11 protein-coding genes are annotated in these 15,221 nt (G+C 65.4%); 9 read left to right on the top strand and 2 right to left on the bottom strand.

Annotation, left to right across the window (positions count from 1 at the left end):
• A partial coding sequence (locus tag DBR10_RS06895; RefSeq protein WP_108556226.1) for a family 16 glycosylhydrolase occupies window positions 1-3,312 on the bottom strand: 3,312 nt, incomplete at its 3' end.
• A gap of 472 nt (window positions 3,313-3,784) precedes the next feature.
• Here DBR10_RS06895 and DBR10_RS06890 point away from each other — a divergent pair.
• The 8 genes from DBR10_RS06890 to DBR10_RS06855 all read left to right on the top strand — a co-directional run bounded on the left by DBR10_RS06890 (window position 3,785) and on the right by DBR10_RS06855 (window position 12,109).
• A complete protein-coding gene (locus DBR10_RS06890) occupies window positions 3,785-4,366 on the top strand; it encodes a putative colanic acid biosynthesis acetyltransferase (protein WP_272482603.1) in 582 nt (193 codons plus the stop codon).
• The gene (locus tag DBR10_RS06885) at window positions 4,363-5,493 is read left to right on the top strand and encodes a hypothetical protein (RefSeq protein ID WP_108505912.1); all 1,131 of its coding nucleotides are present in this window, start codon (window positions 4,363-4,365) and stop codon (window positions 5,491-5,493) included. Before DBR10_RS06890 ends, DBR10_RS06885 begins: the two co-directional genes overlap by 4 nt.
• Window positions 5,490-6,455 (top strand): GDP-mannose 4,6-dehydratase, encoded by a 966-nt coding sequence (locus DBR10_RS06880; protein WP_108505913.1) that lies wholly within the window; start codon window positions 5,490-5,492, stop codon window positions 6,453-6,455. The genes DBR10_RS06885 and DBR10_RS06880 overlap by 4 nt, the downstream gene beginning before the upstream one ends.
• Window positions 6,456-6,502: 47 nt before the next feature.
• Window positions 6,503-7,414 carry a glycosyltransferase family 2 protein gene (locus DBR10_RS06875; RefSeq protein ID WP_108490027.1) on the top strand — a complete coding sequence of 304 codons (912 nt, stop codon included), beginning with the start codon at window positions 6,503-6,505 and terminating at the stop codon, window positions 7,412-7,414.
• 206 nt (window positions 7,415-7,620) lie between these two features.
• Entirely contained in the window at window positions 7,621-8,691 is a 1,071-nt protein-coding gene (gene gmd / locus DBR10_RS06870; RefSeq protein ID WP_108490028.1) for a GDP-mannose 4,6-dehydratase, read from the top strand.
• On the top strand, window positions 8,681-9,634 hold the full coding sequence (gene fcl, locus DBR10_RS06865) for a GDP-L-fucose synthase (protein ID WP_108556225.1): 954 nt from the start codon (window positions 8,681-8,683) through the stop codon (window positions 9,632-9,634). Before gmd ends, fcl begins: the two co-directional genes overlap by 11 nt.
• Before the next feature lie 2 nt (window positions 9,635-9,636).
• Window positions 9,637-10,842, top strand: coding sequence for a glycosyltransferase family 4 protein (locus tag DBR10_RS06860; protein ID WP_158272243.1), 1,206 nt, complete (start codon window positions 9,637-9,639; stop codon window positions 10,840-10,842).
• Between the two features lie 10 nt (window positions 10,843-10,852).
• Window positions 10,853-12,109 carry a glycosyltransferase gene (locus tag DBR10_RS06855; protein WP_108505958.1) on the top strand — a complete coding sequence of 419 codons (1,257 nt, stop codon included), beginning with the start codon at window positions 10,853-10,855 and terminating at the stop codon, window positions 12,107-12,109.
• A gap of 2 nt (window positions 12,110-12,111) precedes the next feature.
• On the opposite strand, the gene DBR10_RS06850 is transcribed toward DBR10_RS06855, so the two are convergent.
• Window positions 12,112-12,582 carry an antibiotic resistance protein VanZ gene (locus DBR10_RS06850; protein ID WP_108505959.1) on the bottom strand — a complete coding sequence of 157 codons (471 nt, stop codon included), beginning with the start codon at window positions 12,580-12,582 and terminating at the stop codon, window positions 12,112-12,114.
• Window positions 12,583-12,802: 220 nt separating this feature from the next.
• Here DBR10_RS06850 and DBR10_RS06845 point away from each other — a divergent pair, with 220 nt between their 5' ends.
• Window positions 12,803-15,217 carry a bifunctional diguanylate cyclase/phosphodiesterase gene (locus tag DBR10_RS06845; protein ID WP_108505960.1) on the top strand — a complete coding sequence of 805 codons (2,415 nt, stop codon included), beginning with the start codon at window positions 12,803-12,805 and terminating at the stop codon, window positions 15,215-15,217.
• Window positions 15,218-15,221 lie beyond the last annotated feature (4 nt).

Here is a 15,221-nt window from a genome sequence, read left to right as displayed (position 1 = left end):
GCCCTCATTGGTCAGGCCGGTCAGTTCGTCCTGGATGAAATAGCCGCCCGATCCGTCCACGGTGATGGTGTAGCGGGCCCGGGCCCCGGCATAGACGGCCACATCGTTTCCGTCGCCGCCGACGAGGGTGTCGTCACCGGCACCGCCGATGAACAGGTCGTTGCTCGCCGCGCCGATCAGGCTGTCGGCCGCCGAGGTGCCGATCGCCGCCGTTCCGCCGGTGGCCGCCGAGAGGGCGACCGTGCCGTCCGAGAAGCGGATGTTTTCAATATTGACCAGACGGTCCAGGCCCTCGTTCGCGGCACCGGCCAGCGTGTCGAGGACATAGTAAGCCCCGTCGGTGCCGGTGAAGACCGCGTACTGGGCGCGCGGGCCGGCATAGGTGGCGACGTCAGTCCCCGTCCCGCCGTCCAGGCTGTCGTCGCCGAGGTTGCCGGTCAGGACGTCGCCGCCGGTGCTGCCGGTCAGCAGATCCGCAGCGGCGGTGCCGCGCAGCATCAGGCCCGACATGGCCGCAGCGGGGGTAACCTTGGTCGCCGAGAACTGCAGCGACTCGATATTGACCAGGTGGTCGAGGCCTTCATTGCCGCTGACGGCCGTGTCCTGGACATAGAAGCCGTCGGCCCCGTCGCCATAGACAATGTAGGTGGCCTGGGCGCGCGCATAGTTGGCCGTGTCGCTGCCGGCACCGCCGTCCAGCTCGTCATTGCCGCCGGCCCCGATCAGGACGTCGGCCCCGGTGCCTCCGGTCAGGGTTTCCGCCGCCGCGCCACCCTGCAGCCACAGGGCCGTGGGCGATGCCGGCAGGTTCGAGACGATGCCGGCGAAGCTGATCTTTTCAAAGCCGATCAGGCGGTCGAAGCCTTCGCCGCTCGAACTGGCCCTCACATAGAAGCCGCCCGCGCCGTCGCCATAGATCGTGTAGGTGCCTGCGGCGCTGGTGTAGAAGGCCGTATCGACCCCGTCGCCGCCGTCCATGACGTCGTTGCCGGTACCGCCGTTTATGGTGTCGTCGCCCTCGCGGCCGAAGATGTAGTCGGCACCGTCATAGCCGAAGATCTGGTCGTTGCCGGTGCCGCCATACAGGACGTCGAAGGTGGTGCTGCCCTGGATGTACTTGCCGGTGAACAGGGTCCTGGGATCGAGGACCGCCGTGTCGCTGAACTTGACGCGCTCGATGCCGTTCAGGTGGGTGCTGCCTCCCGACTTGGCGATGACGAAGAAGCCGTCGCTGTCGTCGCTATAGATCGAGTAGCTGGCCAGGGTCTTGTCATAGATCACCGTGTCGATGCCGTTGCGGCCGTCCAGGATCTTCATCTTGCCGTTCACGGCACCCGGCGCGCCGCTGATGATGTCGTCGCCGGTGGTGCCGACATAGGTCTCGGAATAGCTGGTCGAACCGGTCATGACGACCGAGGTGAAGTCGCCGACCGTTACGCCCGGAATGGCGTAGGAGCGGACATAGTCGATCTTGTAGGACGAGTCCGAAATGGTCGCGGCGTTGATGTTCGGATCGATACCGCCCAGCGCCAGGTTCACCACCATGTACATCGGCTGGTTCATGTCGGCCGGGGTCGCGATCTGGAAGACCGCCACGCCGTCAATGTACCAGGTCAGGGTCTGGGGCGTCCAAAGCAGGCCGTAGGTGTGGAAGCCGGTGCCCGCCCCGGGGATATAGGTCAGGTTGCCGACCTTGCCGCCGCTGATGCCCACATCGTGGGCGACCTGCTTGGGGTTGTTCGGATTGGAGCCGGCGGCCTCCAGGATGTCGATTTCCGGCGGGTTGCTGCCGCTGGCCGGGATCAGCCAGAAGGCCGGCCAGGTTCCGGCATTGGTCGGCAGCTGGGCGCGGATCTCATAGAAGCCGTAGGTCTGGATCGCAGACGGCTCCGAGGTCAGCAGGCCCGAATAGTAGTTATAGTTGAACAGGAACTGCTTCATGTCGGTCGGCACCGCACCTGCGGTGATCGACAGGACGCCGTCGTTGATCGAGAAGGGGTTCAGGCCGAGGGGTGTCGTGCCCGTGCCGGCATAGTCCGGATCGACATAGAACTGCTTTTCGCCCGTGCCCTGCAGCGTGTGGCGGCTCAACTGGCCGGCCCCGTTGAAGCCGTAGGTCGTGCTCCACTTGCCGCTCAGGCCGTCGGTGAGGCTGAGGGTATCGAACTCGTCGGAGAACGTCAGGGTCAGGCCGCTGAGATCGATCGGCAACTGGAAGTTGGCGGCGGTGAAGGCCGACAGTGTCGTGTTCTTGAACAGGACCGTGCTGTCGGTGTTCAGCGACAGCAGGACGTCTGAGCCAACCTGGGACAGCTTGCTGGAGACCAGGCTGAAGTCCGTGAGGCCGAAGTCGGCGCTCAGGCGGACCTTGCTGGCGGTGTTCCAGCCGTTGATGACGTCATTGCCCGAGGCCGGGCCGTCGAAGATGTAGATGTCCGAACCGCCACCGCTGGTGATGGTGTCGTTACCGGCTCCGCCGTTCAGCTGCTGTGATCCGGCGTCGGCGATGAACGTATTGTTCATCGAGTTGCCGATGACGGTCAGGTTGTTGCCGAGGCCGTTGCCGAAGATGTAGGCGTTCAGAACGCCTTCCGGCATCTTGTAGCTGAGGTTGGTCGAGATCGTGTAGGTGCCGGCATTGACCGGCACGATGATCGTCGTGTTGGAATTCTTGATGATGAAGGTGTCGTTGCCGGTGCCGCCCACCAGGGTGGTGGCCCCCAGCGAGCCGTGCAGCACGACGTTGCCGGTGCTGTTGGACACGCCATAGAAGCTGCCCGAGCCCGTGTAGATCAGCTGGTCGGTGTTGGCCGGCATCACATAGTAGGACAGGGCGGTCCGGACGGTATCGAAGCCGCCATTGACCAGCTCGACGACCACGTCGCCGGCGTCATTGACAAAATAGGTGTCGTTTCCGCCGCCGCCGACCAGGGTGTCGACGCCGGTCGCCGAGGTCAGGGTGTCGAGGCCGCCGGCCCCGATCAGCGAGGTGCCGGCCCCGGCCGAGACGAGGGCTGCTCCCGTTGCCGTGGTTGCGGGGGTAAACAGGCCGTCCGTGAACTGAAGCTGCTCGATGCCGGTCAGGCGGTCCTGACCCTCGTTCAGCGTGACGTCGGCGATCGTGTCCCGGACATAGAACCCGCCGAAGCCGTCCGGCGTGACGACATAGCGCGACCGGGCACCGGCATAGACGGCGACGTCCGCTCCATCGCCACCCTGCAGGGTGTCGTTGCCCAGGCCGCCGATCAGCGTGTTGTTCTCGGGTCCGCCCGCCAGAAGATCGGCGTCTACGGTTCCTGAAATTGTAGCCACGCCTGTACCCCAGTCCTGTTAATGCCCTAGCAACCCTTAACGCAACTTCACGACCTTAGCAGCCATGTTTGTGCACTTCAGGGGCCCGCGCCGCTGTTCCGCAAGAGTCATGCCAGTTTAAAAGGACTCTGTGACTATTGTTCGCGCGGGGCGCGAACCGCGTGTCACTGTCGCTTAGTCCTTCAGAGGAGCAGATGCTGCTCGAAATAACCTGCGCTGTGACTGGACGTCGGCGAAACTTCGTTAACGGAAGCGTCTTAGTAAGGTTGCTGGGCATAATTCAGCGGCCTTGGGCGCACAATCGAGCGACTGACCGCATGTCGGGCCTTCAAGGGACTGTCTTCCTTGACGGCTATGTCTGTTTTCCGGCCTAACGGTCGACTGTAATGGGCGGTCGGGAGCAAGCGACCTTGATCTTCCCGGCGAGACTTGGCCTGGCCTTGTCGACTTGTCCGGGAAAAGACCGCCAGGGATGAGCGAAATGATCGAGCCTCGGGTTCAAGATCTCAGCCGGTTTGTATTGCCCGAGGGGTTTCGCGGACGCTCGGCCGTGGTCACGCAGCTCTGGTGGATTGTTCAGTCCACGCTGTTCGCCTGTTCGCCACAGTTCCTGTACGGCTGGAGAAACTGGCTGCTCCGGCAGTTCGGGGCCCGGATCGGCAAGGATGTGCTTGTCCGCCCGTCCGTTCGGATCACCTATCCGTGGAAGGTCTCGATCGGGGACCGCAGCTGGATCGGCGACTATGCCGAACTCTATTCCCTGGGCGAGATCGAGATCGGGTCCGACGCCGTCGTGTCGCAGTATGCCTATCTGTGTACCGGCTCGCATGACCACCGGTCCGTCGCCTTCGACATCTATGCCAAGCCCATCCGGGTCGAGGACGAGGCCTGGGTGGCCTCCGGTGTCCTGGTCCATCCCGGCGTGACCATCGGTCGGGGATCCGTGGTCGCCGCGCGTTCGGTGGTGATGCGCGATACCGAACCCTACAAGATCTATGCAGGCTCACCCGCGGTCATCCGGGGCGACCGTACTTTGCGAGAGGCCCAGGCGTGACTTCAGCGACTTCGACCGAACCCGCCGTTCGCCGGCCCCGCTATCTGATCGTCCGGCCCGCGCCGGCGGTCGGCGGTGCCAATGGCGGCGACGAGGTGATCTACAAGCGCTCGATCGCCTATCTGCAGCGGTCAGCCGACACCGAGCTTTTCGAGCTGCAGCCCGTGGGCAAGGTCCGTCAGATCCTCGAGATCTTCCGCGGCGCCCCGCCGGAGGCGACCCGCTTCACCGGCGGTGACAATGCCGAGCGCCTGGCCGCCGTGCTCGCGGCCTCGTCGTTCGATGTGGTTTGCCTGTTCAACGAGGTGACCTTCTCCTATGCGGGTCAGGTCAAGGCTGCGGGGATCCCCGTCGTCCTGATCGCCCAGAACGTCCACTCGCTGGTCGCGGCGACGGATCCGTCGGCGATCGCGCGGCTGCTGCGGCCGATGGCGGTCGCCTTCGAGCGGCGCTGGTATGCCGATCCGGGCCTGGCCCTGGTCTGCATCTCGCGGGCCGACGTCGAGGGGCTCAAGGCCGCCGGCATTCACCGGACGAAAGACCTCTGGATTGCCCCGGCAGGTGCCCCTCCGGCCAAGTCGCTCGCCGCCGGCGCGCCGATCCTGAACGAGGCGGTCCTGACCGGCTCCTACGGCTGGTGGCGAAAGCGACGCGACCTGAAGGCCTTTGCGGCCGGAGATTCCCTGGGCACGCCGGTCCTGGCCACCGACCCCCTGGCGCTGGAGATTCTCGGCGACGAGGGCCGCAAGGTTGAGGCCTCCGAAGTCGACTGGTCCGCGGGCCTGCGCTTTGGCCTGATCACCGATGCCTTCGTGGGCGGGTTCAAGCTCAAGTCGCTCGAGTACATCGCCAACAACTGCATCGTGCTGAGCATGTCGGACATCGCCATCGAATATGAGGGCATTCCGTATGCGGATGAGTTCATGCGGATAACACCCACCAAGGCCGAGGCCCGGCGGGCAATCGAGTCCATCCTGGCCCAGCCTCATGAGGGTGTGGTCGAGCGGTTCCGCGAGTTCAAGGCCGCCTGCATGGCGCGCTATGAATGGGAAGCCTGCCTCGCCCCGCTGGGCGACGCCGTGACCAGCCGCCTTTCGACCGGCCGCCCCCTGGAGAACGTAGCGTGACACGAGCCCTGGTCTGCGGCGTATCCGGTCAGGACGGCGCCTATCTTTCGAAACTCCTGGTCGACAAGGGCTATGAGGTCGTCGGTGTCTCGCGAGACGCCGAGATGTCGCGTTTCGAGCACCTGGCGCGACTGGGTGTCCGGGACCGGATGACCTTCCGGTCTATGACGCTGAACGATTTCCGCAGCGTGCTGCAGGTGCTGGCCGAGGTCGAGCCGGACGAGATCTACAATCTGGCGGGCCAGAGCTCGGTCGGGCTGTCGTTCAACCAGCCGGTCGAGACGATGGAGAGCATCGCCCTCGGCACGCTGAACCTGCTTGAGGCCATGCGGTTCCTGAAGCTGCCCGGCCGCCTCTACAATGCCGCTTCGGGGGACTGCTTCGGCCAGACCACGCGCGAGGCCCCGGCGACGGAAGACTCGCCCCTGCGGCCGCGCAGCCCCTATGGCGTCGCCAAGTCGGCCGCCTTCTGGGAAGTGGCCAACTATCGCGAGGCCTATGGCCTGTTCGCCTGCTCGGGCCTGCTGTTCAATCATGAATCGCCGCTGCGCCCGGCCCGCTTCGTCACCCGCAAGGTCGTGCGCACCGCCTGCCGCATCGCCCAGGGCTCGGGCGAGCGCCTGCAGATCGGGGATATCCGGGTTGTGCGCGACTGGGGCTGGGCCCCGGAATATGTCGACGCCATGTGGCGGATGCTGCAGAGCGACACGCCCCGCGACTATGTGATCGCTACCGGCGAGAGCTGCCGTCTGGAAGACTTCATCGCCGCCGCCTTCGCCGAGAACGGCCTCGACTGGAAGGACCATACCGACGTCGACGAATCGCTGTTCCGCGCCACCGACATCATGACCAGCTATGCCGATGCCAGCCGCGCCGAGCGCGAACTGGGCTGGGTCGCCCAGACCCGCGTGCCGCAGATGGTCAAGGAACTGGTGCGCGTCGAGCGCGAGACCCTGGCCTGACGGACCCTGCCGATGGCTGTTCAAACCTCAATCACCGGAATGGTCCCATGAGCGTGGCACCCGAGCGCCGCACCGTGGTGGGCGTGCCGACCTACAAGCGCCCGGCCCGGCTGAAGGCCCTGCTGGAGTCGCTCGAGCCGTCCCTGCGGGCGTTCGACGCCGAGGTCGTGGTGGCGGACAATGCCTGTGCCGCCGAGAGCGAGGCTGTGGTCGAGGCCTTCCGGGCAATCTGGCCGAAGACGACCTATGTGCCGGTGCCGGAGCGGGGCATCAGCGCCGTGCGCAACACCCTGATCTCGGTCTTCGCGACGCGCGATGCGCCCTGGCTGGCCATGGTCGACGACGACCTGACCGTCAAGCCGGACTGGCTGGAGCAGATGACGGCCGCCGGCCTGGCCCATGAGGGCGACATTGTCGGTGGCCCCTATGCCTGCAAGCCCGAGCAGGGACTGAGCTTCATCGTCGCCAACAGCATTTTCGTTCAGCGCCCGCGCCGGGCGACGGGGCCCTGTCCGCCGATCGGCGGCACCGGCAACACCCTGATCCGCCGCAGCCTGCTGGACAGGATCGCCGCGCCGCACTTTCAGAGCCGCTATGGCCTGTCCGGAGGTGAGGACTACGAATTCTTCCGCCGGGCCAGCAAGGCTGAAGCCCGTTTTGTCTGGGCCGACGAGGCCGACGCCGTGGAAGACGTTGAACTCGATCGTCTGACTCCGGGGGCGGTTTTCCACCGCTACTATTCGACGGGCAACTACATGGCCCAGATCGACCGGGAGCATGACGGCCTGGCGGCCGCCCTGAAGTCGCATGCCGGAAACTTCGTCAAGGCCCTGATCGGGGTGCTGGTCTCGGCCCTGCGCTTCAGCAAGGTCCGCCTGCTGACCAGTGTGTTCCGGCTGTGCTTCGCCGCCGGGGCCATGAGCAGCTTCCTGGGGCGGAGGATCTATCGCTATGGCTGAATTTCGCCGCCGTTCGTCAAGAAGTCTTCATAGAACGCCGTCTAGGAATGGCATGAAATCAGCATATTCGGCCTGCAGCGTACCAATTGGCGACAAAGCAGGGCGTTTTTAACAGACTTGTGCGGTCTTGAGGCGTGCGCCTCGTCAAAGCGTGTATCAGGCGCTATTGGTAGCGCGGACTTTTTGGAAGCAAGGACAGAGAGACTATGGCTGAAACTGGAAAGGTCGCCTTGATCACGGGCGTTACGGGTCAGGATGGAGCTTATCTTTCTGAGCTTCTTCTCGAAAAGGGTTACACCGTTCACGGTGTGAAGCGCCGCTCTTCGTCGTTCAATACCGGCCGTATTGAACATCTGTATGAAGATCCGCACGTCGACTCTCGCCGTTACATTCTGCACTACGGCGACATGACCGACAGCACGAACCTCATCCGGATCATCCAGCAGGTTCAGCCCGACGAAATTTACAACCTCGCGGCCCAGAGCCACGTCCAGGTCAGCTTCGAGACGCCGGAATACACCGCCAATGCCGACGGCATCGGTACCCTGCGTATCCTGGAAGCCATCCGGATCCTGGGCCTGGAAAAGAAGACCAAGTTCTACCAGGCCTCGACCTCGGAACTGTACGGTCTGGTCCAGCAGGTCCCGCAGAGCGAAACCACGCCGTTCTATCCGCGTTCGCCCTATGCGGCCGCCAAGCTCTACGCCTACTGGATCGTCGTGAACTATCGCGAAGCCTATGGCATCCACGCGTCGAACGGCATCCTGTTCAACCACGAAAGCCCGCTGCGCGGCGAAACCTTCGTCACCCGCAAGATTACGCGCGCTGTCGCCGGCATCAAGCTGGGCCTGCAGGACAAGCTCTATCTGGGCAATCTGGACGCCAAGCGCGACTGGGGCCATGCCCGCGAATATGTCCGCGGCATGTGGCTGATGCTGCAGCAGGAAGAGGCTGACGACTACGTGCTGGCCACCGGCGAGACCACGATGATCCGTGATTTCGTGACCAAGGCCTTCTCGGAAGTCGGCATCACCCTGGCCTGGTCGGGCACGGGCGTCGATGAGAAGGGCACCTGCACCGAGACCGGCCGCGTGCTGGTCGAAGTTGATCCGCGCTACTTCCGTCCGACCGAGGTGGAACTGCTGATCGGTGATCCGACCAAGGCCAAGGAAAAGCTGGGCTGGGTCCACGACACCAAGTGGGACGCCCTGTGCGCTGAAATGGTTGCGGCCGACCTGATCGCGGTGGCCAAGGAGCAACGCGCCAATGGTGAGTAACGCCGTCTATTCGCTCGCCGGCAAGCGGGTTTGGGTGGCCGGCCATCGTGGGATGGTCGGTTCTGCCCTGGTGCGCCGACTGGCGAGCGAAGGCTGCGAAGTACTGATCTCCACCCGCGCCGGTGTGGACCTGAAGCGTCAGGACCAGACCGAGCGCTGGGTGGCCGAGAACAAGCCGGATGCCGTCTTCCTCGCTGCGGCGAAGGTCGGCGGCATCCTGGCCAACGACACCTATCCGGCCGATTTTCTGTACGACAACCTGATGATCGAGGCCAATATCATCGAGGCCTCGTTCCGTCAGGGCGTGCAGAAGCTGCTGTTCCTGGGGTCGAGCTGCATCTATCCGCGGCTCGCACCCCAGCCGATCAATGAAGATGCCCTGCTGACCGGTCCGCTGGAATCCACCAACGAGTGGTATGCGATCGCCAAGATCGCCGGCATCAAGATGGCCCAGGCCTATCGCCGCCAGCACGGGGTCGACTACATCTCGGCCATGCCGACCAATCTCTATGGTCCCGGCGACAATTTCGACCTGCAGTCCAGCCACGTCCTGCCTGCGCTGCTGCGCAAGGCCCACGACGCCAAGGTCAATGGTCGCGACGAGATGATGATCTGGGGTACGGGCAGTCCCAAGCGGGAGTTCCTGCATGTCGACGACTGCGCCGACGCCCTGGTTCACCTGATGAAGTCCTATTCGGGCGACACCCACGTCAATGTGGGCTCCGGTGAGGATCTGACCATTCTGGAACTGGCTACCCTGGTGGCCGAGGTCGTGGGCTTTGAGGGCAGGATCGTCACCGATCCGTCCAAGCCCGACGGCACGCCGCGCAAGCTGATGAGTGCCGACCGCCTGCGCAGCGAAGGCTGGACGCCCCGGATCGCCCTGCGCGACGGGATCGCCTCGACCTATGCCTGGTTCCTCGAAAACGCCCTCGAAGGATGAGCATGCCGGACAACCGCGAGCGACTTCTGCTGGCGACGCGTCACTACGCGCCCGAACCGACGGGCAGCGCCCCGGTCCTGCAGCAACTGGCCGAATGGCTGGCGGGGGCCGGCTATGCGGTCGAGACCGTCACGGTCCGGCCGAGCTATCCCGAAGCCCAGATCTTTCCGGGCTATGAGCTGGGCCAGAAGGACAATGTCGTCGAAAACGGCGTGCAGGTCCTTCGCCTTCCGACCACGGCGGTCGGCTCAAAGGGCATGCTGGCACGGGCGATCCCCGAATCCCGGTTCATGATCGACCTGTTCCTCGGTCGACTGACCGGCGCGATCAAGCCGAGCCGGCTGGTCGTGTCGCTCTGTCCGTCGATCCTGACGGTGACCGGTGCCCTGGCCCTGCGCAGCCGGGGCGGTCGCCATGTGGCCATTGTCCATGACATCCAGTCCGGCCTCGGGGCCGCACTCGGTCTCGGCGGCGCGGGGGCCATCATCCGTGTGCTGCGCAAGGTCGAGGCCTGGACCCTCAACCGGGTCGATTCCGTCGTGGTCCTGTCCGAGGACATGGGCCGAATTCTCAAGGAGATCGGCGTCAGGACGCCGATGCTCGTCCTGCCCCCGCATGTCGACGCCTCCAGCGTCCGGCCGATGCCCAAGCCGGAAGGCGCGCCGCCGACCCTGATGTACAGCGGCAATCTGGGCCGCAAGCAGGGCCTGGACCAGTTGCTCGACATGGCCGTCGAGCTGAAGGCGATGGACCCGTCGGTCCGGATCATCATTCGCGGCGACGGGGCCACCAAGGACAGCCTGATCGCGCGGGCCCAGGCCGAAGGCCTGTCCAATGTGATCTTCGAGCCGCTGGTCGACCGCGCCAAGGTTTGCGAATCCATGGCCGAGGGCGATGTGCATCTGGTGCCCCAGCTGCCGGGCGGCCAGGAGTTCGCCGTGCCGAGCAAGGCCTTCACGATCATGGCGGCGGGCCGTCCGTTCGTGGCGACGGCCGAGGCCGGCTCGCCCCTGGCCCAGCTGGCCGACCGCAGCGGGTCGTTCGTCTGCGTGCCGCCGGGCGATGCCCGGGCCTTCGCCCAGGCCTGTCTCGACCTGCTGTCCCAGACTGAACGCCGGCAGGCCATGGGCGCGGCCGGCCGCGACTTCGTCGAGCGCGAGGTCGATACGCCGGTCGTGATGGAACGTTTCCGCCAGCTCCTGGTCTGAGGCGCTGCAGATGAGCGGCGGCGCAACACGCAAGCAGGCCCTCTTCGTCCACAACAACTTTCCGGGTCAGTTCGGCTTTCTGGCCGAGGCGATGGTGGCCGACGGCTGGATCTGTGCCGCGATCGGCTCGGAAACGGCCACGCCTGTCGCCGCCATGCCCATGGCCCGCTGGCGTACGGCCCGGGGCTCGACTCCCGGCATCTATGGTCCTGCGACCCGGGCGGAAGCCGATCTGATCCGCGGGCGCGCGGCGGCGGAATGCGCCATGCTGTTGCGGAACAAGGGCCTGAAGCCCGACATCGTCATCGGCCACCCCGGCTGGGGCGAGACCCTGTTCATGGAAGAGGTGTTCCCCGAGGCCCGCCAGATCCTGCACGGCGAGTTCTTTTACCGGGCCACCGGCGGCGATGTGGGCTTCGACCCCGAGTTCGGCGAAATGGACCAGGAAGAGCGTTTCCGTGTCCACGCCAAGAACGCGACCCTGGGCCTGGCCTATCTCAGTGCCGATCGCCTCGTCTGCCCCACCCGGTTTCAGGCCAGTGTCTTTCCCGAGACCCTGAAGTCGCGCATCTCGATCATCCATGAGGGTGTCGATACCCAGGCGATCGCGCCGCGCGAGGGTGTCCGGTTCACCCTGGCGAACGGGCGCGTCCTGGATCGCTCGGCCCCGGTCATCACCTTTATCAATCGCCGGTTCGAACCATTGCGCGGTTTCCACGTCTTCATGCGGGCCCTGCCGGCCCTGCTGAAGGCCGTGCCGGAGGCGCAGGTCCTGATGATCGGCTCGGAGGACGGTTCGGGCTACGGCCGGACGCCGCCCGAAGGCAAGACCTGGAAGTCTGTCGCCCTCGAGGCCCTGGAGGGTCAGCTGGACCTGGAGCGGGTGCATTTCGTCGGCCGGCTGCCGCATGGCCGGATGCTGGACGCCCTGGCCGTCTCGGCGGCCCATGTCTACTACACCTATCCGTTCGTGCTGAGCTGGTCGCTGCTGGAGGCCATGGCCTCGGGCTGCCTGATCATCGGGTCGGACACGGCCCCCGTTCGCGATGCGATCGTCTCGGGCGAAAGCGGGATCCTGCTGGACTTCTTTGACATACCCGCCCTGTCGGAGGCCCTGATCTCGGCCTGTCGGGAGCCTGAGCGCTACTCCGCCATGCGCCGCGCCGCCCGGGCGGTGGTGACCACGGAGTTCGATCGCCGCCAGATCTGCCTGCCGCGCTGGCGCAGCCTCATCGACGAGACCGTGGCCCTCGGGCCGCGGTCCTGATCTCAGGCCTGGGGCGAGAAGCGGTCGACAGCCGACTCGGCCACGACGGGCTTGCGACGGGCGCGCTTGCGACGGTCATTGGCGGCCAGGTCGCTGAACGTGCTGAAGGCATGCTTGCGGGCCATGTGACGCATCTGCTCAACCAGGCTGGGGACATAGAGGGCACCGATCCCGATCCCGGCTGACAGCCAGTCGCGCAGGCTGGCCGCCTGGCCGCTGGCCAGCTGGATCAGCTCGATCACACCCGCCAGGACGAGGGCCGTCGCGGCCATGTCCGAGCGGCGCAAACGCGGAAAGGCCACGAAGGCGGTGGCGGTGATCCCGTAGAACAGGGCCGCCTGGGCCGCACTTTCACTGATCGGCAGGGCCTGAAGCGGCTGTCCGGGCGCCAGGCAAAGGACCGCGACCCCGGGCGTCAGCACGAACAGTGCGGCGCGGGCAAAGGTCACGATGTTGCTGGGCATCAGGGTCATGGAGCCACTCCGTTTATGGATCGACGGTAGGCCCCGGCGCTCAATCCGTGATTAAGAACCGTGGTAAAATCAGAATTAAGCAATTCATACTTCGATAACGCGCTGTTTATACTTCCTTACAAATTCGACTTTGAAGAGCCTATTCTATACCGGCGACACGCAAACCTTTTGTTTGCATGTTCATCATACTCTGACCCCTGATGACTTTAGGGGATCTGTCGTGCTGAAGGTTATCGCCTGTCTGACCACCGAGCACGATTTGCGGCTCATCCCGGTTGCAGGCCTGGTTTGTTTCGCTGCCTGTTTCACCGCGTTCCGGCTCTATTCCCGTATGCGCGGCGCCAAGGGTGTCGTGCGCGGAGCCTGGCTGCTGCTGACCGGCCTGGTCGCCGGTTCGGGTGTCTGGGCGACGCACTTCATCGGCATGGTGGCCTATTCGCCCGGTCTGAAGACCGGCTACAGCCCCAGCGGAACCCTGCTGTCCCTGATGATCGCCGTACTGTTCGTCGGCATCGGCTTCGTCGTGGCCTCGGCCCAGCGCACCCGCACCAATGAGGTCGCGGGCGGCCTGATGCTGGGCATGGGCATCGCGGCCATGCACTACACCGGCATGAGCGCCTTCGTGACCCAGGGCCATCTGGTCTGGGAGCAGGCGACGGTGGCGGCCTCGGTCCTGCTGGGCGTCGGCGGCGCGACCCTGGCCCTGATGGCCGCCGGTCGGGCCCGAAGCGTCAGCCGCCAGGCCCTGGGTGGCGGTATCCTGACCATCGCCGTCTGTTCCCTTCACTTCATCGGTATGGGTGCCATTACCATCCTGCCCGATCCGGCGGTGGTCGTGCCGGAGCAGATGCTGTCCGGCGGGGTCCTGACCCTGGCGGTGATCAGCATCACCGCCCTGATCATTCTCGGCGGCCTCGGGGCCGTCGCCATCGAGTCGCAGACCTCGCGTTCGGCACTCGACCGCATTCGCCGCCTGGCCAATGCCGCCTATGAGGGCATCGTGGTCGTGCAGGACGGCTGCATCAACGATGCCAATGCCGCCTTCTGCGAGCTCGTCGGGGCGGAGCTGCAGGACCTGCGCGGCCGGACCCTGTTCGGCGAGATTCTCAGCTACAGCGACGCCGACGTGCTGCTCGAGGGCCAGCGCTGCGAAGGCCTGCTGGCCCCGCTGGCCGGTGGGCGCGAGATCCCGGTCGAAATCTTTTCGCGCCTGATGGACGACGGGGCCCGGACCGAAACGTCCGGCCTCACGGTCCTTGCGGTCCGCGACCTGCGCGAGCGCCGGTCGGCCGAGGAAAAGATCCGCTATCTGGCCGAACATGACGGCCTGACGGGCCTGCCGAACCGCCATTCACTGCAGGTCAGGCTGGCTGCGGCCATCGACCGGGTCGAGGCCTCGAACGAGAGTCTGTCGGTGATCTGCATCGACCTGGACAATTTCAAGGAAGCCAACGACCAGCACGGTCACCTGGCGGGCGACGCACTGCTGGTCGAGGCCGCACGCCGCCTTCAGGCCCTGGTGGTCGCCCCCTCTTTCTCGGCCCGCCTGGGCGGCGACGAGTTCATCGTGGTGCAGGTGGCCGGCGGCGATCAGGCTGCGGCAGCCGCCGAGCTTTCGGGGCGACTGCTGGAGGCGCTGCTGGAGCCGACGACCAGTGAGGGTGTCGAGATCCAGATGGGAGCCAGTCTCGGGGTCAGCCTCTACCCGGATGACGGCCGCACGGCCGAAGCCCTGATGGCCAATGCCGACATGGCCCTCTTGAGGGCCAAGGAAAGCGGTCGCGGCGCCTATCGCTTCTTCAAGCGTGAAATGGACGAGTCGGTCCGCGAGCGCCGGGCGCTGGCCCGGGATCTGCGCCAGGGCATCATCGACGGTGAACTGGTCGTCCACTACCAGCCCCTGGCCCGTGCCGCCGACGGCGAGGTCTGCGGCTTTGAGGCTCTGGTTCGCTGGTGCCACCCGACCCGCGGCATGATCCCGCCGCTGGACTTCATCCCGATCGCCGAGGAGAGCGGCCTGATCGCACCGCTGGGCGAATGGGTGCTGCGCCGGGCCTGCGCCGATGCCGCCGCCTGGGAAAAGCCGCTGCGCATTGCGGTGAACCTGTCGCCGCTGCAACTGAACAATCCGGCCCTGCCGACCCTGGTCCACGAGGTCTTGATCGAGACCGGTCTCCCGCCGCAACGGCTGGAGCTGGAGGTGACAGAGAGCGCCCTGTTCAAGGACTATCAGCGGGCCCTCGACAACCTCCGCCGCCTGAAGGCCCTGGGCGTGCGCATCGCCATGGATGACTTCGGCACGGGCTTCTCGTCCCTGTCGACCCTGCAGTCCTTCCCGTTTGACAAGATCAAGATCGACAAGAGCTTCGTCGAGAGCATCAACCGCCATGACCGGGCCACGGTCATTGTGCGGGCGGTTCTCGGACTGGGCCGAAGCCTTGAAATCCCGGTCGTCGCCGAGGGCGTCGAGACTGACGAGCAGATCATCTTCCTGCGCGGTGAAAACTGCGCCGAACTGCAGGGCTATGCGATCGGTCGCCCCGTCCCGCTGGCCGGAATCTGTGGCTGGACCGATGTGGCCGCACCGGAAAAGCCCGAGACGGGCGCGAGCCCCGGCCGCACGGCTGCGGCCTGAGCGA

It is taken from the genome of Caulobacter sp. HMWF025, from assembly GCF_003060965.1.
GTDB lineage: Bacteria > Pseudomonadota > Alphaproteobacteria > Caulobacterales > Caulobacteraceae > Caulobacter.
The sequence above is the reverse complement of the archived record's forward strand: the minus strand, read 5'-3'. Positions and strand labels throughout refer to the sequence as shown.

Bases quoted from the DNA above. Each gene is read 5' to 3' on its own strand.
- DBR10_RS06890 (WP_272482603.1), top strand. From the start codon at position 3,785: ATGAGCGAAATGATCGAGCCTCGGGTTCAAGATCTCAGCCGGTTTGTA.
- DBR10_RS06875 (WP_108490027.1), top strand. From the start codon at position 6,503: ATGAGCGTGGCACCCGAGCGCCGCACCGTGGTGGGCGTGCCGACCTAC.
- gmd (WP_108490028.1), top strand. From the start codon at position 7,621: ATGGCTGAAACTGGAAAGGTCGCCTTGATCACGGGCGTTACGGGTCAG.
- fcl (WP_108556225.1), top strand. From the start codon at position 8,681: ATGGTGAGTAACGCCGTCTATTCGCTCGCCGGCAAGCGGGTTTGGGTG.
- DBR10_RS06860 (WP_158272243.1), top strand. From the start codon at position 9,637: ATGCCGGACAACCGCGAGCGACTTCTGCTGGCGACGCGTCACTACGCG.
- DBR10_RS06855 (WP_108505958.1), top strand. From the start codon at position 10,853: ATGAGCGGCGGCGCAACACGCAAGCAGGCCCTCTTCGTCCACAACAAC.
- DBR10_RS06850 (WP_108505959.1), bottom strand. From the start codon at position 12,582: ATGACCCTGATGCCCAGCAACATCGTGACCTTTGCCCGCGCCGCACTG.